22 protein-coding genes are annotated in these 21,082 nt (G+C 59.1%); 3 read left to right on the plus strand and 19 right to left on the minus strand.

Annotated features, from left to right (window positions below; all coding sequences use genetic code 11):
- Positions 1 to 33: 33 nt before the first annotated feature.
- The 7 genes from murB to MK208_RS03355 all read right to left on the minus strand — a co-directional run bounded on the left by murB (position 34) and on the right by MK208_RS03355 (position 5,622).
- Positions 34 to 960 (minus strand): UDP-N-acetylmuramate dehydrogenase, encoded by a 927-nt coding sequence (gene murB, locus MK208_RS03325; protein ID WP_294113857.1) that lies wholly within the window; start codon positions 958 to 960, stop codon positions 34 to 36.
- Positions 961 to 1,037: 77 nt separating this feature from the next.
- Entirely contained in the window at positions 1,038 to 1,352 is a 315-nt protein-coding gene (locus MK208_RS03330; protein WP_294113858.1) for a hypothetical protein, read from the minus strand.
- A gap of 31 nt (positions 1,353 to 1,383) precedes the next feature.
- Positions 1,384 to 1,608, minus strand: coding sequence for a DUF2484 family protein (locus tag MK208_RS03335; RefSeq protein ID WP_294113860.1), 225 nt, complete (start codon positions 1,606 to 1,608; stop codon positions 1,384 to 1,386).
- The gene (locus MK208_RS03340) at positions 1,605 to 1,874 is read right to left on the minus strand and encodes a DUF2484 family protein (protein WP_294113862.1); all 270 of its coding nucleotides are present in this window, start codon (positions 1,872 to 1,874) and stop codon (positions 1,605 to 1,607) included. The genes MK208_RS03335 and MK208_RS03340 overlap by 4 nt, the downstream gene beginning before the upstream one ends.
- Positions 1,875 to 1,937: 63 nt before the next feature.
- A complete protein-coding gene (gene murC / locus MK208_RS03345) occupies positions 1,938 to 3,344 on the minus strand; it encodes a UDP-N-acetylmuramate--L-alanine ligase (protein ID WP_294113863.1) in 1,407 nt (468 codons plus the stop codon).
- A gap of 1 nt (position 3,345) precedes the next feature.
- Complete coding sequence (gene murG / locus MK208_RS03350) at positions 3,346 to 4,443, minus strand: undecaprenyldiphospho-muramoylpentapeptide beta-N-acetylglucosaminyltransferase (RefSeq protein ID WP_294113866.1); 1,098 nt, start codon at positions 4,441 to 4,443, stop codon at positions 3,346 to 3,348.
- A gap of 12 nt (positions 4,444 to 4,455) precedes the next feature.
- Positions 4,456 to 5,622, minus strand: coding sequence for a putative peptidoglycan glycosyltransferase FtsW (locus tag MK208_RS03355; protein WP_294113867.1), 1,167 nt, complete (start codon positions 5,620 to 5,622; stop codon positions 4,456 to 4,458).
- Positions 5,623 to 5,860: 238 nt separating this feature from the next.
- On the opposite strand from MK208_RS03355, the gene MK208_RS03360 reads away from it, so the two are divergent.
- Together MK208_RS03360 and MK208_RS03365 are read left to right on the plus strand one after the other, a co-directional pair.
- Complete coding sequence (locus MK208_RS03360) at positions 5,861 to 7,153, plus strand: sulfite oxidase (protein ID WP_294113869.1); 1,293 nt, start codon at positions 5,861 to 5,863, stop codon at positions 7,151 to 7,153.
- A 68-nt stretch (positions 7,154 to 7,221) separates the two neighbouring features.
- Positions 7,222 to 7,932, plus strand: coding sequence for a cytochrome c family protein (locus MK208_RS03365; RefSeq protein WP_294113871.1), 711 nt, complete (start codon positions 7,222 to 7,224; stop codon positions 7,930 to 7,932).
- A 68-nt stretch (positions 7,933 to 8,000) separates the two neighbouring features.
- Here MK208_RS03365 and MK208_RS03370 read toward each other — a convergent pair whose 3' ends face one another.
- Positions 8,001 to 8,738, minus strand: a complete 738-nt coding sequence (locus tag MK208_RS03370) for a hypothetical protein (RefSeq protein ID WP_294113872.1) — start codon at positions 8,736 to 8,738, stop codon at positions 8,001 to 8,003.
- Complete coding sequence (locus MK208_RS03375; protein WP_294113874.1) at positions 8,735 to 9,280, minus strand: RNA polymerase sigma factor; 546 nt, start codon at positions 9,278 to 9,280, stop codon at positions 8,735 to 8,737. Before MK208_RS03375 ends, MK208_RS03370 begins: the two co-directional genes overlap by 4 nt.
- A gap of 142 nt (positions 9,281 to 9,422) precedes the next feature.
- On the opposite strand from MK208_RS03375, the gene MK208_RS03380 reads away from it, so the two are divergent.
- Positions 9,423 to 10,607 (plus strand): NAD(P)/FAD-dependent oxidoreductase, encoded by a 1,185-nt coding sequence (locus MK208_RS03380; RefSeq protein ID WP_294113876.1) that lies wholly within the window; start codon positions 9,423 to 9,425, stop codon positions 10,605 to 10,607.
- Between the two features lie 19 nt (positions 10,608 to 10,626).
- Here the strand turns inward: MK208_RS03380 and MK208_RS03385 are convergent, their stop codons facing one another.
- The 10 genes from MK208_RS03385 to rsmH form a co-directional block, all read right to left on the minus strand.
- Positions 10,627 to 10,800, minus strand: a complete 174-nt coding sequence (locus MK208_RS03385; protein ID WP_294113877.1) for a hypothetical protein — start codon at positions 10,798 to 10,800, stop codon at positions 10,627 to 10,629.
- Positions 10,801 to 10,901: 101 nt separating this feature from the next.
- A complete protein-coding gene (locus tag MK208_RS03390) occupies positions 10,902 to 11,219 on the minus strand; it encodes an HPF/RaiA family ribosome-associated protein (protein WP_294113879.1) in 318 nt (105 codons plus the stop codon).
- Positions 11,220 to 11,381: 162 nt separating this feature from the next.
- On the minus strand, positions 11,382 to 12,782 hold the full coding sequence (gene murD, locus MK208_RS03395; protein ID WP_294113880.1) for a UDP-N-acetylmuramoyl-L-alanine--D-glutamate ligase: 1,401 nt from the start codon (positions 12,780 to 12,782) through the stop codon (positions 11,382 to 11,384).
- Between the two features lie 65 nt (positions 12,783 to 12,847).
- On the minus strand, positions 12,848 to 13,714 hold the full coding sequence (locus tag MK208_RS03400; RefSeq protein ID WP_294113881.1) for a hypothetical protein: 867 nt from the start codon (positions 13,712 to 13,714) through the stop codon (positions 12,848 to 12,850).
- A gap of 223 nt (positions 13,715 to 13,937) precedes the next feature.
- A complete protein-coding gene (mraY, locus tag MK208_RS03405) occupies positions 13,938 to 15,020 on the minus strand; it encodes a phospho-N-acetylmuramoyl-pentapeptide-transferase (RefSeq protein WP_294113883.1) in 1,083 nt (360 codons plus the stop codon).
- Complete coding sequence (gene murF / locus MK208_RS03410; protein WP_294113885.1) at positions 15,020 to 16,462, minus strand: UDP-N-acetylmuramoyl-tripeptide--D-alanyl-D-alanine ligase; 1,443 nt, start codon at positions 16,460 to 16,462, stop codon at positions 15,020 to 15,022. The genes mraY and murF overlap by 1 nt, the downstream gene beginning before the upstream one ends.
- Complete coding sequence (locus MK208_RS03415) at positions 16,459 to 17,940, minus strand: UDP-N-acetylmuramoyl-L-alanyl-D-glutamate--2,6-diaminopimelate ligase (RefSeq protein ID WP_294113886.1); 1,482 nt, start codon at positions 17,938 to 17,940, stop codon at positions 16,459 to 16,461. Before MK208_RS03415 ends, murF begins: the two co-directional genes overlap by 4 nt.
- Before the next feature lie 21 nt (positions 17,941 to 17,961).
- Positions 17,962 to 19,746: a penicillin-binding protein 2 gene (locus MK208_RS03420; protein WP_294113888.1), complete on the minus strand. Its 1,785-nt coding sequence runs from the start codon at positions 19,744 to 19,746 to the stop codon at positions 17,962 to 17,964.
- Entirely contained in the window at positions 19,743 to 20,090 is a 348-nt protein-coding gene (locus tag MK208_RS03425) for a cell division protein FtsL (protein ID WP_294113890.1), read from the minus strand. The genes MK208_RS03420 and MK208_RS03425 overlap by 4 nt, the downstream gene beginning before the upstream one ends.
- Complete coding sequence (gene rsmH, locus MK208_RS03430; RefSeq protein ID WP_294113896.1) at positions 20,090 to 21,082, minus strand: 16S rRNA (cytosine(1402)-N(4))-methyltransferase RsmH; 993 nt, start codon at positions 21,080 to 21,082, stop codon at positions 20,090 to 20,092. Before rsmH ends, MK208_RS03425 begins: the two co-directional genes overlap by 1 nt.

The following is a 21,082-nucleotide window of genomic DNA, read 5'->3' on the forward strand; positions in this document are numbered from 1 at the left end:
TTAATGACCGCTTAACGGGTCCAAACTGAGGCATCAATCCGCCGCCGGTTCGCCGACGCGCATGATCTCCCACTGTAGGTCTATTCCGCTGTTTTGGAAAACCCTTTTTCGGACTTCCTCGCCAAGATTTTCCAAATCTGCGGCAGTTGCGTCACCGGTGTTGATCATGAAGTTGGAGTGCATCTCGCTCATCTGCGCCCCACCAACACGAGCGCCGCGCATACCGGCGTCGTCAATCACCTTCCACGCCTTCAGATCATGCACATCATCCGCTTTACCCGTCGAAGAAAAACCCGCCGGATTTCGGAAGGTGCTGCCCGCGCTACGGTCTTTGGTTGGCTGCGTGGCGTCGCGTTTGGCAAGCTGGTCTTCCATGCGCTGTGCCAGTTCTTCCGGATCCCCCGATGGGCCTTCCAGGACAGCTTCCACAATGACCCAGCCCTCAGGCAAATCCGTCTGCCGGTACTGGAAGTTCAGATCCTCAGCTGTGAGCGTCACAATTTCCCCTGCCCGCGTTACCGCCGTGGCCTCAACAAACACATCCGCTGTGTAGCTGCCGTAACACCCCGCGTTCATCCGCACCGCCCCACCAATGGCACCCGGAATGGTCCGCAAAAACGTCAAATCCACGCCCGCCTGCGCCGCCTTGCGCGCCACATGCGCATCCAACGCCGCAACACCGGCGCGCACCCGATTGCCGTCCACTTCGATCTGATTGAACCCACGCCCCATACGGATCACCACTGCCCGCAAGCCGCCATCTCGCACGATCAGGTTGGAGCCGACCCCCATTGGGAACACGGCCACATCCTGAGGCAGGTCTTTCAAAAACGCCGCAAGGTCTTCCACATCCGCCGGCTGAAACAGATAGTCCGCCGGACCGCCCACACGCAGCCACGTCAAACCCGAGAGCTCTTTGCCTTCGGTCAGCTTTCCACGTGGGGTGGGCAATGTGGTCATGGTATTTCCTTGAAATCAAAATGCCTGTTGCGCACCGATACCGAAGCCGGAGTCAGGCGGCAAGCGTTTCCCTATTGTCACCGACGCGCGCGCAGCGCTTTGCCCAACACAAACAGCGCCCAGCCCATGGCCAGGCTGCCGGAGGTGCCAAAGAACAGCCCTGGGCGATAGCCTTGCAGGACAGTCAGCTCCTCGCGATCCGCGTCCGTGGCAAAGACAGTCAACGTCACTTCCAACGTGAGCAGCGCCACTACCAAACACACAATCAACAGGCTGGCGCGCATCATCAGGTCACGGCGCAGCTTGTAGCCCGTGATCAGCCCGTACAACGGCAAGATCAACGTCGCAAACCAGATCAGCGCGTTCAACGCGAGGGTAAAATCAAGGATCACTTGGGGGCTCCATCCCACTCACACGTTTGATCTAGCGCCACAGGTAGATCACCGGCCAGCGCATGATCCACGCCCCCATGCCCAACAGCACCAGCGCCAGCCAAATGCTGTTCTGGATCGCCACGCCAATCAGGATCGGAATACCAATCGCGATCATCACATAAGCAAATTTCCAATGATGGTCCTTTGATGGGAACATGGCCCGCAGGTTGGCCACGATGAGCCAGACAAAAGCTGCTGTGATCGAAATGGTCATGCATCGCCCTCCGGCTCATGGCGCTCTGCAGGTAGACCGAGCGCTTTGCGGCCAAAATACAGAAGTGGCCGCCGGAACATCGACACAAAGCCAAACAAAGCCGCAAACCCCAGTAAGGCGCCATGTTCATAAAAGATCACACCAATCAGCACCGGCGCGGCAATAAGCAGGGCTACACCCGGCACATACTGCTTGCGCATAGGCAAGGCCGCCACCAGCGCGGAGGCCAGCACCCAAAGGCAGGCAAGGATCAAGGAAAGGCTCACGTCACATATCCGGTCTAGGTCACTCGCGCGCAGCCTACCGCGCACGACGCATTTGACAAGGACTTAGCCCAGATGGCCTGGCAAGGCATTGGCCCAAGCGCTGATCGAACCGGCCCCCAAACACACGACAATGTCGCCCGGCTTCGCGGTCTCTTTGACCAGTGCCACCAAATCCGCTTCTTCGCCAATCGCCACCGCATGACGATGCCCATGCGCGACCAACCCATTGATCAGGTCGTCACGGCTAGCGCCCTCAATTGGCGCTTCACCTGCCGCAAAGACGTCGGCAATGCCCACAACATCCGCTTCATTGAAGCAGGTGCAGAAATCCTCAAACAGCGAGTGCAAACGGGAGAAGCGGTGTGGCTGATGCACAGCTATCACCCGCCCGCCGCTGTCGCCCAACGCCTGACGCGCGGCTTTCAACACGGCGGCAATCTCCACCGGGTGGTGACCATAGTCATCGATCACCGGCACACCGCCCATGACTTCGCCGACTTTGGTAAAACGGCGGTTCACCCCGCCAAAGGCCGCCAGTGCGGCGCGGATTTCATCAAGCTTCATGCCCAGATGCCGCGCAATCGCCACGGCGGACAGCGCATTGGACACGTTGTGGTCCCCAGGCATTGGCAAGGTGCAGCCTTCGATCACAGCCTCTTCACCCTGCAGCTGAATGTCAAAATGCGCCACGCCTGCTTTGTAGGTGAGGTTCACCGCCCGCACATTCGCCTGTGCGTTGAAACCAAAGGTCACCACACGGCGGTCGGTGATCTTGCCCACCAACGTCTGCACATCTGGATCATCGGTGCAGCAAACAGCGAGACCATAAAATGGAATGTTGGACACAAAATCATAGAAACCCTGATGCAGCGCCTCTTCGGTGCCCCAGTGCTCCATGTGCTCTGGGTCGATATTGGTCACGATCGCAATCGTCGCCGGCAAACGGTTAAAGGTGCCGTCGCTTTCATCCGCTTCCACAACCATCCACTCGCCTTCACCCACGCGCGCGTTGGAACCATAGGCGTGGATGATACCGCCGTTGATGACTGTCGGATCAAACTTACCATGATCGAGCAGCGCCGCCACCATGGTTGTTGTGGTGGTTTTGCCGTGGGTGCCTGCCACCGCAATGTTGGACTTCAAACGCATCAGTTCGGCCAACATCTCCGCGCGGCGCACCACCGGCAGACCTTTCAAACGCGCTTCGTCCAGTTCTGGGTTGCCCGGTTTGATTGCGGAGGAAATCACCACCACTTCGGCGTTCGCAAGGTTCTCGGCACGCTGTCCCTCAAAAATGGTCGCGCCCATAGCCGCCAAACGCTCGGTGATCTTAGTCGACTTCAGGTCAGAGCCCTGCACCGTATAACCGTGGTTCAGCAGCACTTCGGCGATGCCGGACATGCCGATCCCGCCAATGCCCACAAAATGGATGGCCCCCACGTCACCGGGAAGTTTGGTTGCTGCGTTCATATTATTGGTCCTTCTTGGCCAAATCTTCGACCAACGCCACAAGGGTATCGGTCGCGTCCGGCTTGCCCGCCGACAAGGCGGCGGTGGCCATCTGGGTGGCCCCGGCCGCATTGGACAGGATGGTTGTGATGTTTTCAGTCAATGTCTCTTGGGTCAGCAGGCTTTCCGGGATCACAATTGCGCCGCCTGCCTCCGCCAACCCACGCGCATTGGCGGTTTGATGGTCGCCCGCTGCCGCTGCAAAAGGCACCAAGATGGACGGGCGTCCAATGATGCTGATGTCAGCTACGGAACTCGCGCCAGAGCGGGAAATCACCAGCTGCGCCTCGCTCATACGCGACGGCACGTCTTGAAAGAACGGCTGCACATCAGCGGCAATGCCGTGCTCGTTATAAAACGCCGTCACCCGCTCATGGTCTTCGCCGCGCGCCTGATGGCTCACCCGCAGGTTCTGCAAAATCTCAGGGGGCAGATGCGCGATGGCGCTTGGCACCACGTCGCTCAGAATCCGTGCGCCTTGGGAACCGCCAATCACCAATAGCGACATCGGATAGTCGCCCGGCGCGATATACCCTGCCCCCGCGCGGTCCATCACCGCCTTGCGTACCGGATTGCCCACCGGCGTGCCTTCAACGCCATCCGGCAAAGTCGTGGGCCATGTGCCGCAAGCCACCATATCCACCTTCTTGGCAAAGACCTGATTGACGCGGCCCAAAATGCCGTTCTGCTCATGGATCATACGTGGCAGTTTCATCAACCAAGCCGCCCCCATTGCTGGAATGGTGGGATAGCCGCCAAAGCCCACAACCACATCCGGCCGGTCCTTGCGCATCTTGGACATCGCGCCCATCACGCCGCCCAAAATCTTAAACGGCACCGACAACTTGGCCAGCGCCCCGCCGCGGGCAAAGGTCGCCGAGCTCATCTCTTCGATCTCAACCGTATGTGGGAAGCCACCGGTATAGCGTGCACCCCGCGCATCGGTGGAGAGCTTCACCCGCCAGCCTTTGCGCAGCATGACCTCCGCCAAAGCCTGCGCAGGAAACATATGGCCACCGGTCCCCCCGGCAGCGATCACTAAAAGAGGCTGTTTGCTCATCGCACCCACCTGTTAACGGGTTTGACCCCGTAAAATATCACTGATTTCGCCCTGTGGGCGGCTGCGGGTAAACGCCAAAATCATGCCAACTGCAATCCCCCCTGCAATCAGGGACGAGCCGCCGTAGCTGACAAATGGCAAAGTCATGCCTTTAGAAGGCAGTAGCCGCACCGCGACCCCCATGTTGACCAGCGCTTGTACGCCGAAGATCGCCACAAGGCCGGTGCCCGCAAGCCGAATGAACGGGTCCCGCTCACGCATGAGTCGGAAATATGAGCGCAGAACGATGGTCGCATAGAGGATCATGATGGCGAAAACGAGCACAAGGCCGTACTCTTCTGCCGCCACCGAAATGATGAAATCCGTGTGCGCGTCCGGCAGCGACCACTTCACTTGCCCTTCGCCCACGCCAACGCCAAAGAACCCGCCTTCGCGGATCGCCTCGGTGGCGTAGCCAATCTGGGTGGTTGGATCGAGCGAGCGATCCAGGAAACCATCAATCCTCCGCGCAAAGTGCTCGGAGTTGTTATATGCAAAATTGGCAATCGGCAGCAGCGACAGGCAAATCCCGCCAATCAAAAGCATCGGCGCGCCAGAGACAAAATACATCACGCCCCAGCCAAACAGGATCAGACAGGCCTGCCCAAAATCCGGCTGCATCGCCAGCATGAACACAATGGTCATCATCAACAGGAAGGACCAACGCCGCCCGGGCGGGCCGTTGATTTCCTCATTGGCCGCCATCAACCACGCCGAGACCACCACAAACCCCGGCTTGAGAAACTCGGACGGTTGCAGCGAGGCAAACCCAAGCGAGTACCAGCGCGTTGCGCCTTTGCCAAAGTCGGTGCCAAAGATTGGCAGCAAGGCCACCGCGATCATCGTCACGACAAAGCCCATCACCGCCAAGCGGCGCACCAGCTGCGGTGACATCATCGAAGTGATGACCATGGCCACCAAAGCCGCGCCACCAAAAATCACCTGCTTCTGTACATAGTGAAACGGCGCAAAACCGTTTTTGGCCGCCAAGGGCGGGCTCGCCGCCATGCCCAGCATCAAGCCAATCAAAAACAACATCACAATGGACGCCATCGTCCATTTGTCCAGGGTCTGCCACCACTTGGGGAGCACGGGCTCACGCGCCTGCGAAGGCAACGCGCCATACACCATCTCTGTCATCGGGAACCGCCGATCTCTGCCTCAAAACGCCCGTTTGCCGGGTCTGTGGACAAACTCTAACACCCAAACCCTTTTATGGAAAGTAAAGAGAACCCCCAGCGGCATTTTCATGCCCAACCTCACGCCCTGTCAAAAAAAGTGACCCTCAGAGGAATAATTTGTCGCACCCATCCGTTTCTTTCTTGCAACCCCTCTTCCAGGGGCTGCGTCCAACAGCACGACGCCATGGGAGGACAATATGGCCGACAACGATAAGACCAAGGATGTAAACAGCTTTTTTTCAGCTGATCCGGAAAAGGCAGACCGCGAGTTCTTTGGCCGCGTGCCAAACCCGGACCGCCGCGGTTTTCTGAAACGCACCGGCCTTGCCACCATGGCGGCCATGGTGGGCACCTCGATCCCGTTCCACCGCAACATGCCAATTGGCTTTGTACCAGCGGCCATGGCGTCTGAGGATGTTCTGGTTGGCAAAGACGGCCTGACCCTGCTGAACGACCGCCCGGTGAACGCGGAAACCCCGCCAGAACTGCTGGATGACGCTATCACCCCAACCTCCCGCCACTTTGTGCGCAACAACGGCACTCCGCCAGAGAACACCGATCCCGCGGATTGGGAACTGACCATCGACGGTTTTGTCGACACCCCGATGACCATTACCATTGACGACCTGAAATCCAAATTCGAAGTGGTCACCCGCGCCCTGACGCTGGAATGTGGCGGCAACGGCCGTGGTTTCTTCAACCCGCCTGCCAAAGGCAACCAGTGGACCTACGGCGCCGTGGGCTGCTCCGAATGGACAGGTGTCCGTCTGAAAGACGTTCTGGAAGCCGCCGGCGTGCAGTCCAATGTGGTTTACACCGCCCACTATGGCGCCGACACCCACCTGTCCGGCGATCCCGAGAAGCTGCCAATCTCGCGCGGCATGCCGATTGCCAAGGCGATGACTGAAGAGGTTTTGATTGCCTTTGAAATGAACGGTGCCCCGCTGCACCCGCTGAACGGCGCCCCGCTGCGTCTGGTTGTGCCGGGCTGGCCCGCCTCCACAGCACAGAAATGGCTGACCCGTATCGAGCTGCGTGACGTGGTACATGACGGCCCAAAAATGACCGGCAAAGCTTACCGCGTGCCAAACCGTCCGGTTGCGCCGGGCGAAAAAGTGGCAACCGAAGACTTCGTGATCATCGAGCGCATGCCGGTGAAATCGCTGGTGACTTTCCCGGCCAACGGCGCGGACGTGGGCATGGAAACCGAAGTGCGCGGCCACGCCTGGTCCGGCGACCGCACGGTTGAGAAGCTGGAAATTTCCACCGACTTTGGCACCACCTGGCAGACCGCCGAGCTGGATGCACCGGTGAACTCCGGCGCCTGGCAAAACTGGCGCGCCAACGTGTCTTTTGCCCAGGCTGGCTACTACGAGGTGTGGGCCCGTGCCACCGACAGCAACGGCGAGATGCAGCCGTTTGCCATCGACTGGAACCCCAAAGGCTACCTCAACAACACCATGCACCGGGTTGGTCTGCGCGTCAGCTAACCCCACACTTCGGACGGCGCGCAGGCGCCGTCCGCACCACGACCTCTATCGAATTTCAGGAGACCTTCATGCGTATCCCCGCCATCGGGGCAACTCTGGGCTTGTGCCTCACGATTGCTCTGCCAGCCATGTCCACTGCCGAAACCGTCGCTGATCTGCTGCCCGCCGCAGAAATCGCCAAAGGGGAGAAGGCGTTCAAGAAATGTAAGGCCTGCCACACGGCCGAAAAGGGCGGCAAGAAAAAGACCGGCCCCAACCTCTATGACATCGTCGGCGCACCTGTCGCGGGCGTGGACGGCTACAAATACTCCAAGGCGCTTGTCGCCCTTGGTGGCACCTGGTCTGTGGAGCAGCTGGATGCCTTCCTGACCAAGCCCAAGGCGCTGGTCAAAGGCACCAAGATGTCCTTTGCAGGCATGAAAAAGGCTACCGACCGCGCCAACCTCATCGCCTTCCTCAACCAGAACAGCGATGCACCGCTGAGCTTTGACGCCGCAGCCGCGCCGGCCGCAGCTGAAGCGGCGGAAGAAGAGTATGAATATGGCATCTTGTTTGACGCGCCCGGCGTGGAAGAAACCTACTACGCCTGCTCCGCTTGCCACTCAGAAATGATTGTCGCCCAGCAAGGCCTGACCCGCGACGGCTGGATAGAACTGTTTGAATGGATGGTCGAGGATCAGGGCATGAGCGAAATCGAAGAGCCGGACCTGACCATCATTCTGGACTATCTCAGCGAGCACTACGGCGAAGACCGCCCCAACTTCCCAGGCAAAAGCTAACCCCAGATACCTAAGGCCTTTCACCATTCGCCGGGAAACGCAGATTTGAATGGTGGAGGGTCTGTCTTTTAGACCTGCTGACAGGGCGCGGCCGCATCCGTGGCCTGTTTCATCGCCAAAACCGTATTGGGCTGCGTTGGCGCATGGGTTGCTTGGCGCAAAAACTCTGCAATCGCGTTAAACCGGCGCTGATCCATGCCCGAGGCCATCACCATAAAGCCACGCCCGCCGTTTTCCCACTGCGCCGCGCGCATCCCGTCCGGCACGTCTTCGCCCGACAGATTTGGACCGGAAATCAACGTCAAACGACAGTTGTTGCGCCCTTTGTAATGGGCCGCACTGCGATCACCGGACAACGCCACCCGATCCACCAGATAGAGATTGGCCAGTGCCAACTCTGGCGCCAAAGCGTCCGCCTGCCCTTCAACCCGCCGCACCTCTCCGCCGGACGGTAACGCATAGGGGGTGTCCAGAAACGCCTGATGTAACGCCAAAGGTGCCGTGGACGCCTTGGACGACATCCAGAACACGCCCGCCGCAATTACAGCAGCCGCGGCAATAGACGCACAGGCCGCCAATGGTCGCCAGTTGCGGTTGGCTGGTTGTGCCGGTGCCGCCTCAAGAGGGGCCACATCCGGCCGCATCTGCGCCAAAGCGCCGGACACCATGCGCACCTGCTGCAACGCCGCCTGCAAGGCGGGCTCAACGTTCAAGCGCGCTTCAAACGCCTGCTGGTCAGAGGCAGGCAGTTCGTCATCCGCATAGGCGTTGACCAGATCCCAATCGCTGTCGCTCAGCTCGGTCATCTTTTGGTATCCTCATCAGCCCCGTCAGAGCCGGCTTCCATTGCTTTGATCAACGCGCGCCGCGCGCGGCTCACCCGGCTCATCACCGTACCATGCGGCACATCCATTATCTCTGCGGCTTCAGCGTATTTCATGCCCATGACATCCACGAGAAACAACACCTCTCGCATCGGCGCGGGCAAGGTCGCAAATGTCATCCGCACAGCTACGCCATCCGCGTGATCTTGGCTTTGCGTCAGATCAATAGATAAACGGCTCTGCGCATTGGAATATTCCGTTCGCACCCGATTTTTTCGCGTCTCATCTACATGCAGGTTGCGAATGATACGAAACAGCCAGGGCCGCAGTTCCTTCACTAATTTAGGACAGTTGTCGAACCGCAAGGCACGCTCCACGGCGTCCTGCACCAGATCTTCAGAATCATGCCGGTTCTTGGCAAGAGACATGGCATAGGCCCGCAGTTCCGGCAGCAATACCTCTATCGTCATTACTGCGCCGTAGACTGATGGCAAAGAAGTGTGCTGTCGCGTCTCATGGGCCACAGCGTAGTGGATTGCCGCCCTCTCTGCCAGCTTTTGTGGATGCAAAATCCAAATAAGATGCACGCCCGACGCAGCATTCCAAATGCAACGGTCCTACCCTTCAACTCTTGACGGACGCAGCCGCATCAGGCACCCCGCGCCTATGACTTGGGACACCATCATTTTGGGCGCTGGCGCCGCTGGCATGATGTGCGCAACGCAAACCGGCGGGCGCACATTGGTGCTTGACCACGCCAAAGCGCCGGGCGAGAAAATCCGTATTTCTGGCGGCGGACGCTGCAACTTCACCAACATGTACGCGGGCCCCGAGAATTTCCTGTCCGGCAATCCGCATTTCTGCAAATCCGCCCTCAGCCGCTACACCCAGTGGGACTTTATCGAAATGGTGGCGCGCCACGGCATCGCCTACCATGAGAAAACTCTTGGTCAGCTGTTTTGCGACACCTCCGCCAAAGACATTATCGCAATGTTGCGGTCTGAAATGGCGCAAGCCGGGGCGGAGCTGTGGCTGGAAACTACGATCATTGCCGTCGGGCATGACGGCGCAGGTTTCACCGTCGAGATCGAAAAATCCGGTCGCCGCGACACCCTATCGTGCAAGAACCTCGTGCTGGCGACCGGCGGCAAGTCTATTCCCAAGATGGGCGCCACGGGCCTGGCTTATGACATCGCCCGCCAGTTTGACCTCGCGGTCACGGACACCCGCGCGGGGCTGGTGCCCTTCACCTTCTCCGATGGCCGCTTCAAAGCCATCTCCGGCGTCGCGCATCCGGTGCGTGCCACAGCCAACGGCACTGCCTTTGACGAGGCCATGCTGTTCACCCATCGCGGCCTCTCCGGCCCTGCCATGCTGCAAATCAGCTCCTACTGGCGGGAAAGTCAACCAATCCACATCAATCTCTTCCCGGACAGCGATCCGGTTGAGGAGCTGCGCAACCGCCGCCAAGCGCAAGGGCGCCGCAACCTCACCACCGAACTGGCCACTTTGCTGCCGGGTCGGTTGGTTGAGCATCTGGCGAGCGAAATGGACCTGTCTGGCAATCTGGCGGATCAGTCCGACGTGGCACTGCGATCCCTGTGTGACAGCTTACAAAACTGGGAAATGGTGCCCTCCGGCACCGAAGGCTACCGCACCGCCGAAGTCACCCTGGGCGGCATCGACACGGACGGGCTGTCCTCCAAGACCATGGAAGCCAAAGCCGTGCCCGGCCTCTATGTGATCGGCGAAGCTGCCGATGTCACCGGTTGGCTTGGCGGCTTCAACTTCCAATGGGCCTGGTCCTCAGGATGGGCCGCCGGACAAGCAATCTCAGCAAAACTGAAGTAAGTGGGACTGCCTTGATTAGTCAGTGCTCCCACACAGCGTTCACAAATAGAATGACAACAAAGTAGGCAAGGATCATCTTCCAACTGACCAGTTTTCGTTCTTCTTCCGAAACAAGCCCTGTGACAATCAAAAAAAGCTTGGTCACGACCAGCGCCACAACAATGATAACCGTATGTGCTAAATCAAAATGCACAGTCCCTTCCCCCGTAGTTCAGAAACAGCGTAGCACAAAAATGGCGTCGCCAAAGTCCGGCGACGCCATGTAACTCTTGGCTTTTGAGGTTAAACCTCGGCTCAGTGGTGCTTATCCGCCTTGCCAAACTCGCTGGTCAGGAGAGTGCGCAGCTTTTTTGCGGCCCCTTTCAGCGCGGCCTGTATATCCGCCGCCTCGTGATGGGCAGACAGCGGGCCTTTGCCACGTGGCCGCGCTTCCATGGTGCAGAGGATGTGGTCCGGGCCGTGCTTGTCTGCGTTCTGATCTTTCAGGTGCACTTCCACTCGGGTGAGACGGTCGCTCATATGTTCCAGATCGTTGGAAACGGCCAGCTCAGCCACCTCGATCACACGCTCGTCACCATGAATGAAGTTGTCGGTATTCACCTGAATTTGCATCGTCAGATCCTTTCATCGTTACACTACAGACCTATGAACGCCTGCGTGATTTGCAAGGAACAAGCTCTTCATTTCCTTGCGTGAATTCAGGATAGACAGGCCAATTTCCGCCCACTTTGATGTTGATCAAACCTGCTCAAAAAGCCGTGGCAGCGCCCTCCTTCAGGAGAGCGCCTGCTCGACACATTTGGCAAAATCCTCGCCGCGTTTCTCAAAGCTGTTGTATTGGTCAAAACTCGCGGCTGCAGGCGCCAACAACACCGTATCGCCCGCCTCTGCCTCCGCCGTAGCTTTGGCCACAGCCGTCGCCATGTCGGTGCAAACCTCGGCCTCAACGCCCTTGAGCTGCATCGCAAAGCTGGCCGCCTCGCGCCCAATCACATAAGCCTTCTTGACCCCACCGGCACTCTCAACCAAATCGCCCAGACCGCCCTCTTTCTCCAGCCCGCCACAAATCCAGCGGATGTTTTTGAAAGCGGACAGCGCCTTCTTGGCAGCATCAACGTTGGTCGCCTTGCTGTCGTTCACATAGGTCACACCGTCCTGCTCCGCGATGATCTGGCTGCGATGGGGAAGACCGCCGAAAGAGGTAAACCCGGCTTCGATCACGCGCGGCGCCAACCCTAATGCCCGGCACACCGCATAGGCGGCGCAGGCATTCTGGTGGTTGTGCGTACCCGGCAAGCCTTTGATATTGCGCAGATCAATCGACCCGGCCTGACGGCCTTTGCGGTACTCACTTAAGTAGCCCTTGCGGGCAAAGACATTCCAGCCCGCCCCGGGCAGCTTACGCTCGGTGGAAATCCGCATCACCCGATCATCTGCCGGCCCTTCTGAGAGCTGCCCCGCCAGATATTTGCCCTCAATCTCGTCCACGCCGACGATGGCGCGGTCCGGGCCACCTTCCGCAAACAAACGACGCTTGGCGGCAAAATAACCGCCCATGCCCGCGTGCCGATCGAGATGATCCGGGCTCAGGTTGGTAAACACCGCCACATCTGGCGTCAGGCTGCGCGCCAGATCGGTCTGATAGCTCGACAGCTCCAGCACCACCACATCACCGTCCTCCGCTGGATCAATATCCAGCACCCCGCGGCCAATATTGCCTGCCAGCTGCGTGCGCCGTCCCGCCTCGGTTAACACATGATGAATCAACGCAGACGTGGTGGATTTCCCATTGGATCCGGTCACGGCCACCACCTTGGGCGTGACTTCAAAACTGTCCCATTGCCGTGTGGCAAAGCTGCGGAAGAACAAGCCAATGTCATTGTCCACTGGCACACCCGCGTCCAAGGCTGAGGCCACAACCGGGTTCGGCTCAGGATACAAATGCGGAATGCCCGGCGAGACAATCAGGCTAGCAACATCCTCAAACGCGCCCTGACGAGACAAATCGCGACAGACAAAGCTTTCCCCTTCCGCCGTTTCCCGCGCCGTTGGATTGTCGTCCCAGCAAATCGCTTCCGCACCACCTGCGCGCAATGCCCGCGCTGTGGCAAGGCCGGACCGCCCCAACCCCAACACAGCCACATTTGCGCCGTCATACCCTTGCACTGGAATCATTTTTTCGCCTGCCACTTTCCGAGTCACTTACGTCTTACTCATAGCAACAGATACTGACGTGCGCTCTAGTGTTTATTTCTCTCTTGTTTGAGCTTGCGCCGTAAATGCGCCGCCTTTTGCCTGACAGAAGTCAATTCTTCCGCCAAATCAGAAATGGTTTGCGCAATCCCTTGCACGGCTTCATCGGTGAAGAGGTTTTGCTCTTCGCGCGGCGGACCGGCCAGATCGCAATCCGGAAACTCTATGCCCCAGGTCTCCCGAAAATAGATGTAAGTCTCTTCGCAACGTGCCCGCAACAACGCGACACTTCCTGCTTCCAATCGCAATTTTGGCCCGTCGATATGCTGCAGTTGAAACCCATTCATGACGTGGCCAAGCGATTCATGGCGGATGTCTGACAGAGCGTCTGCAATCAACAGTCCCGCGCCGGACAAGGACTGGTTCAAGCTCATCGTCTCAATGTTGCGTCCCAACGCTGATAGACCAGCAGCGTTCCAAAAACTCGCCATGATGTCCGATTTTATCGGAGGGTCGCCCGGAAACATCACCAGCTTAAGAGACTCAGAACCGAATACGGCGCGATACGCTTCAATAATCTGAGGTGCTGGCAATTCGGGTATCGCGGCCAACGGAGTGTTCAATCTCCGGTCCCCCCGTTTTATGCCATGAAACAAACGACTGATTGTTAACAAAAGCGGGTCGCGTACGTAAAAGACAACCTCAATACGTTTTGCAAACTTCAACAGATAGTTCCGCAGTGTGTTCAGCCCTGCTCTGTCCTCATGAAGCTGCACCAGATGCTCGGAGCTCAGAAGCAAAACTTTCGGTTTGGTCGCGTAGAACTCGTCCTCAAACTCGCGCCGACTGTCAGTATTGTTTTTGGTTACGTCCTCCAGGGTCAAATTGTGCTTAGACACTTGAAGAAGACGCATTGGATCGCTGGCGCATAAAGTTGCCAGGAACCTGTGATTGACCGCCACAGAGGGATACAGCACCCCAGAGGAAATGAGCTGAGGCGCCGCGCGCCTCAGAGTTCGCTGAATGGTTGTGGTCGCCGTTTTGGGCGGCCCAATGTGTAAAATGCAACGGTCGGCTATATACTCTTCAAAATTACCTGAACCCATACCACCTGTCCAAAACTACAATAAAAACCCATTATCGCAGTTTTAGCGTCGCCAGTCCAATCATTGCTAAGATAACCGCAACGATCCAGAAACGGATCACAATTTGCGGCTCTGACCAGCCCTTTTTCTCATAGTGGTGATGGATCGGCGCCATTAGGAACACACGCTTACCGGTGCGTTTGAAGTAGAGCACCTGAATGATCACACTGAGCGCTTCGACCGCAAACAGGCCGCCAATGATGCCCAGCACCAGCTCGTGTTTGGTGGACACTGCAATCGCACCCAAAGCACCACCAAGCGCCAACGAGCCGGTGTCTCCCATGAACACCGCAGCTGGCGGCGCATTATACCAGAGGAAGCCCAGCCCGCCGCCGATCAAACCTGCGACAAAAATCAGGATTTCGCCAGTGCCCGGCACGTAATGCACGTCCAGATACTGGGTAAAGTCGACCCGCCCAACGGCATATGCAATCACACCCAACGCACCGGCGGCAATCATCACCGGCATGATCGCCAAGCCGTCCAAGCCATCGGTCAGGTTCACCGCATTGGCCGCGCCCACAACCACAAACATGGCGAATGGAATATAGGCCCAGCTGAGGTTGATCAGCACTTCTTTGAAGACCGGCACAGCAAGCTGCAATTGTAGTGCCTCCGGCTGCAAATAAGTCGCCCAGACCCCGGCCACACCGGCAATCACAAAGCCCAGCAACAAGCGCACTTTGCTCGACACGCCTTTGGTGTTTTGCTTGGAAACCTTAGCGTAGTCGTCGGCAAAACCGATCAGCCCATAAGCCAGCGTCACAAACAGCACCAGCCAGACAAAACCGTTGTCCCAACGCGCCCAAAGCAAGGTAGAGGTCACCAAAGCCCCCACAATCAGCAGGCCCCCCATGGTGGGTGTGCCCGCTTTTACAAAATGCCCCTCAGGACCGTCATCGCGGATCGGCTGGCCTTTGCCTTGCTTGCGGCGCAGCACATTGATCAGGGGCTTGCCAAAGATAAAACCAAATATCAGCGCTGTCATAAACGCCCCGCCTGCGCGGAAGGTGATGTAGCGAAACAGGTTAAAAAAATCACCGCCGTCTGACAGACTGGTCAGCCAATAAAACATTACGCGTCCTCGTTTTTGGATTGCGGGGCGGGATGGCCCAGTTTGCGGATGGCGTCAACCACCTTGGACAGCGCCATGGACAGGCTGCCCTTGGCCATGACCACGTCGCCCGCATCTACCAGCCTACGCACATCCGGCACCAGATCGGCACTGGTGTCGACCCATTGCCCTTGTTTTTCTTCTGGCAGGGCGGCGTGCAAATGCTGCATCAACGGGCCCACGCAATGCACCACATCGATGTCTTTCATCGCCGGGTGACCCGCCAAATCCGCATGCATCTCAACCTCTTGTGGGCCAAGCTCTTTCATGTCTCCAACAAAGGCAATCCGACGACCCTTGCCAATCCGGCCCACGCCATTGGTAGGCACCGCCGCCGCCAAAACCTCGAGCGCCGCTCCAAGGCTGGTTGGGTTGGCATTATAGGCCTCGTCAATCAGCACCAACGTGCGTTCGGTTTCTACCGGATCGAGATAAATCGTTTCCCGCGCGCCACGACCCACAAACGGCGTCCAGCGTCCCAAAGCAGCCACCGACAGCGCCAAATCCGCGCCCAAGGCCTCGGCGGAAGCCAAAGCGCCAAGCCCGTTCATCGCAAAATGCCGTCCGGCGCTTTGCACTTTGAACATTGCCAAATCGCCGCCATGAATGGCGCGCGCCACAGTGACATTGCCGGTCAGCTTCACGTCACCCAACCGCCAGTCTTTGGCGGTTTCACCAAACTCCTGGATCTCCGCTGACAGGCTCTGCGCATGGGTGCGCAACACATCGGCAGTTTCAATGTCAGCGTTCACAATCGCAATGCCACCCGGCTCAAGTCCGTCAAATACCGCCGCCTTTTCCTGCGCGATGCCTTCCACGTTCTCAAAGGCTTCCAAATGCACCGCCGCCACCGTAGTCACCAGCGCCACATGCGGTCGGGCCATCTTTGCAAGCGGCGAAATCTCACCGGGGTGGTTCATCCCAATTTCGATCACCGCAAACTCGGTGTCCTGCGGCATCCGCGCGAGGGTCAGTGGCACGCCCCAATGATTGTTATAGCTCGCCACAGAGGCATGGGTCCGACCCTGCCCGCCTAAGATGGCACGCAGCATTTCTTTTGTGGAAGTTTTGCCAACAGAGCCGGTCACCGCCACAACCCGCGCGTCGGTGCGCGCGCGCCCGGCTTTCCCCAGCGCCTCCAGCCCTTCAAGCACATCATCCACAATCAACAGCGGCGCGTCTGGTGACACGCCCTCCGGCACCCGGCTCACCAAGGCAGCCGCCGCGCCTTTTTCCAGCGCCTGCGCCACAAACTCGTGCCCGTCCCGCGCCGCCGTCAGCGCCACAAACAAGTCGCCCGGCGCGATGGTGCGCGTGTCAATCGACACACCATCGCATTCCCACGCAGTGGTGACTTTGCCGCCGGTCGCTTTAGCGGCGGCCTCAGATGTCCACAGGCTCATGCGATCCCCCCGTCCAGCGCGGCCACGGCCACACTGGCTTGTTCACAATCATCAAATGGCAACACGTCGTCGCCGACAATCTGGCCGGTTTCATGACCTTTGCCTGCAATCAACAACGTATCCCCCGGCCCCAATGCATCCACCGCCAGCAAAATAGCTTTGGCGCGGTCGTCCACCTCGGTAGCTTCCGGCGCGCCTTCCATCACGGCGGCCCGGATTGTGGCAGGGTCTTCGGTGCGCGGATTGTCATCAGTGACATAGACCACATCGGCGTTTTGCGCCGCCGCTTGTCCCATCAACGGCCGTTTGGCCGCGTCGCGATCGCCCCCAGCGCCGACAATCACAATCAAACGCCCCATCACATGCGGGCGCATGGCCTGAAGCGCGGTTGCCACTGCATCTGGCGTATGGGCGTAGTCGACAAACACTGCCGCGCCGTTTTCCCGTGTGGCCGCCAGCTGCATCCGCCCGCGCACGCCTTTGAGCTCATGCAAAACCTCAAACACCCGCTCCGGCTCTGCGCCACAGGCAATCGCCAGTCCTGAGGCCAACAACACGTTCTCCGCCTGAAACCCGCCCAGCAGGTTCAATCGTTGCTGATAAGCCTTGCCCCGGAACGTAAACCGAATGTCCTGCCCGGTTGCATCAAACCGCTGCGCCATCAGCGCGATGTCCGCCTCAGCCTTACCTACGGTGATCACACCTTGTCCACGGCCCCCGGCAATGATCGCCATATCCAGACCGCGTGGATCATCGACATTGATCACCGCTGTGCCATCGTCGGGCAAGACCCGGCCAAACAACCCCGCTTTGGCGTTGAAGTACTCATCAAACGTCTCGTGGTAATCGAGGTGATCTTGCGTGAAGTTGGTGAACCCCGCCGCCTTCAATTGCACCCCGTCCAGACGGCACTGCGCCAAGCCATGCGAACTGGCCTCCATCGCGGCAACCCCAATGCCGGCCTCCGCTGCGGCCGCCAACGTGCGATGCAAGGTGATTGGCTCCGGCGTGGTGTGATTGAGCGGCGCGGTGAAGTCACCCTCAACCCCAGTTGTACCCAGGTTCACCGCCTCAAGACCCAACTCTTGCCAGATCATACGCAGGAATGTCGCTACCGATGTTTTGCCATTGGTGCCCGTGACCGCTGCCATGATCCCCGGCTGCGCGCCAAAATACAGCGCCGCCGTATAAGCCAGCGCCTGACGTGGATCTTCGGCAATCACCAGCGCGGCGTCACTTGCCGCCAGTTCCTGTTCGGCAATCTTGGCGCCCGCTGCATCGGTCAGGATCGCCGCCGCGCCCATGCGCAGCGCAAACTGGATAAATGTACCGCCATGCACCCGCGTGCCCGGTAGGGCAGCAAAGAGAAATCCCTCTTTCACCTCACGGCTGTCCACCGCCAATCCGGTGATCGCCGGGTTCAGCCCACCCATGGCTGTCAGACCCAATTCTGAAAGCTGTTTTGTGCCTGCTGCCATCTGTGAATGCCCTTATTTGGCTTAGTTTGATGTCAGCGTTATATCAGCCAAAGGCGCAGGCTCAACCTCGGGACGCAGGCCCAAAAGCGGCGCCACGCGCGTGATCATCTCTGCCGCCACCGGCACCGCGGTCCACCCCGCCGTCCGTCGCGGTTCATCACCGGAGGTTTCCACTGGCTCATCCAAGCTCACGATCAGCACATATTTGGGATCATGCGCCGGGAACATAGCGGCAAAGGTGGCAATCACCTTGTCCTCATAATACCCGCGCCCGCTCTCCAGCGGCTTGTCTGCGGTGCCAGTTTTACCACCCACAGCATACCCCGGCACCTCGCCAAAGGACGCCGTGCCTTCGCTCACCACCTTGCGCAACATCAGACGCGAGGCTTCGGCACTCGCCGCGCTCATCACGCGCTCGCCCTTCACCACCGCATCCTGCTTCAGGATCGTCGGCACCACCTTGGTGCCACCATTGGCAATCGCCGCATAGCCAGCCGCCAAATGCAACGGGCTGGCCGACATTCCGTGGCCGTAAGAAATCGTCATGGTCGAGAGCTCGGACCAGTTTTTAGGCAACAGAGGCTGCGCCCCTTTGGCCTCAACCAGTTCCACCGGTGTTGGATCAAAGAAGCCTAGCTGCTTGAGGAAATCTTGCTGCCGCGCTGCGCCAATCACCTGCGCCATGCGTGCGGTGCCGATGTTGGACGACTTCACGATCACCTTGGTGACGGTGAGTTGCGCGCCGTAGTTGCGGAAATCGCGGATCTTGAACTTGCCCCAACGCAACGGGCCAGCGGTGTTGATCTTGGTCTCCGGGTTCGCCAACCCAAGCTCCATAGACTGCGCCGCCGTGAAAATCTTAAAGGTCGACCCCAGCTCATAAAGCCCCTGCACCGCGCGGTTGAACAACGGGCTGTCCGCCGCCTGCCCCTGCACCGGTGGGTTTGGCCGGTTGTTCGGGTCAAAATCCGGCAGGCTCACCATAGAGACGATCTCGCCAGTATGCGCATCCATCAAAACCGAGCTCGCCCCTTTGGCGTTCATCAACTTCATGCCGCCCCAAAGCACCCGCTCTGCGGCAGTTTGCACCGTAAGGTCAATCGACAGCGTCAGCGCCTTGTCGCCATTGGCCGGATCCCGCAAAGCATCGTCGAAGTATTTTTCTACACCGGCAACGCCCACAAGCTCGGCGTCATGCACGTCTTCTTCGCCAAAAGACGCCCCGCCTAGGATATGCGCCGCCAAGCGCCCGTTCGGATACAGCCGCATCTCACGACGCCCAAACAGCAAGCCCGGCTCACCAATGTCATGCACCGCCTGCTTCTGCTCCGGGGAGATTTTTTTCTTCACCCAGTAGAACTTACGGCCGTCTTTGAACCTACGCTCCAGCTTCTCGGCATCCAGATCCGGGAAGATCTCCGCCAGCTCTTGCGCCGCAAAGGCCGGGTCGATCATCTCATGTGGATGGGCATAGATGGAATGGGTTTCCAAGTTGGTCGCCAAAATGCGGCCCTTGCGGTCGACAATATCCGCGCGCTCCGCCTGAATGCGACTGCCGGCGTAGCTGGTGCGCGGCTCGGTCGCCTCTGACATGCTGACCACGGCCATCCGTGCGCCAACTGTCAAAAACGCGCCGGCAAACAGCGCGCCCATGATGAGCAACCGCCCCTCGGCCCGCGCACGCCCCTTGTTGCGCATCTCTTCATGCCGCTCGCGCAGGTTGGCGCGCTCAATCTGATCCGGATTTTCACCGGCACTGCGCGCATGCAGGATCGACGCCAACGGGCGCAGCGGCTTGCGGATCATGGCTTGGCCTCCTCAGAGGAGACTTCCACCGCGTTCTCAAAGGTGATCGGCGCGTCAACGGACGGGAACGCCACCTGCTCGATCCGGCCAAACTGATCCGGGCGCAGCGGCAAAAGCTGCATGTCGTTGTAGTTGATTTCCGTCAGATCGCGCAGCCGGTCCGGACGGTTGAGATAAGCCCACTCCGCCTTCAACACAGCCAAACGCGCCCGCGCCTCGCCAATCTCACGCTGCAAACGTTCGGTCTCGCCAATCATTGCCTGAGTACGATAGTTCTCCTGATAGGCCCAAACCGAGAGCCCAATCACCATCCCTGCGGCCAGGATAAACAACACCATCCGCATCACTTACGTCCCCCAAGTGTCGGCATTCCAATGGCTTTTCCCGCAATCTCACCGGACGGCGCATCGGTGCGTCGCGCCACGCGCAACTTCGCGGACCGCGCTCGCGGGTTGTCTTCCAACTCGTCCGGGTCCGGCCCAACCGCCTTGCGCGTGATCAACTCAAACGCTGGCTTTTCCTGCTCGGTCTCGGGTGCATAGCGGTTCACATTGCCAGTTTTTCCGGCGCGGCTCTGAAGGAAGCGTTTGACCATGCGGTCTTCCACAGAATGGAAGGTCACCACCGCCAGCAAACCGCCCGGCTTCAAGGCCCGCTCCGCCGCCATCAACCCACGAAACAGCTCGCCATATTCGTCATTCACCGCAATCCGCAATGCCTGAAAACTGCGCGTTGCCGGATGACTCTGCCCAGGTTTTGGCCGTGGCAAACAGCCCTCCACAATCTCCGCCAACCGCAGCGTTGTGGTGATCGGTTCTGCCTTACGCTCGCGCACAATCGCCTTGGCAATCCGCCGGCTCGCGCGCTCTTCACCGTATTGATAAATGATGTCAGCCAGATCGGCCTCGTCAGCCTCATTCACCAGATCAGCAGCCGAAGGCCCTTCCTGGCTCATACGCATGTCCAGCGGGCCGTCTTTCATGAAAGAAAAGCCACGCTCCGCCAAATCAAGCTGCATGGAACTGACCCCAAGGTCGAGCACCACGCCGTCCAGGTCCTGGGCATATTCGTCCATCTTGGAAAACACACCGGCAACCAGCTCAATCTGATCGCCATACTCGCCCACCCAAGGTGCGGCCATCTCAAACGCGAGAGGGTCGCGGTCCACGCCATACACTTTGCTGGCCCCGGCTTCGATCAGCCCACGGGTATAGCCCCCGGCGCCAAAGGTGCCATCCAGCCACCGCCCAGACACCGGCGCCACTGCGCGCAGGAGCGGCGCAAGCAGAACTGGAATGTGAGGACGTTTGGCGGCGGGTTCGTCAGTCGTCGCCAT

Source organism: Shimia sp., assembly GCF_022448905.1.
Lineage (GTDB): Bacteria > Pseudomonadota > Alphaproteobacteria > Rhodobacterales > Rhodobacteraceae > Shimia.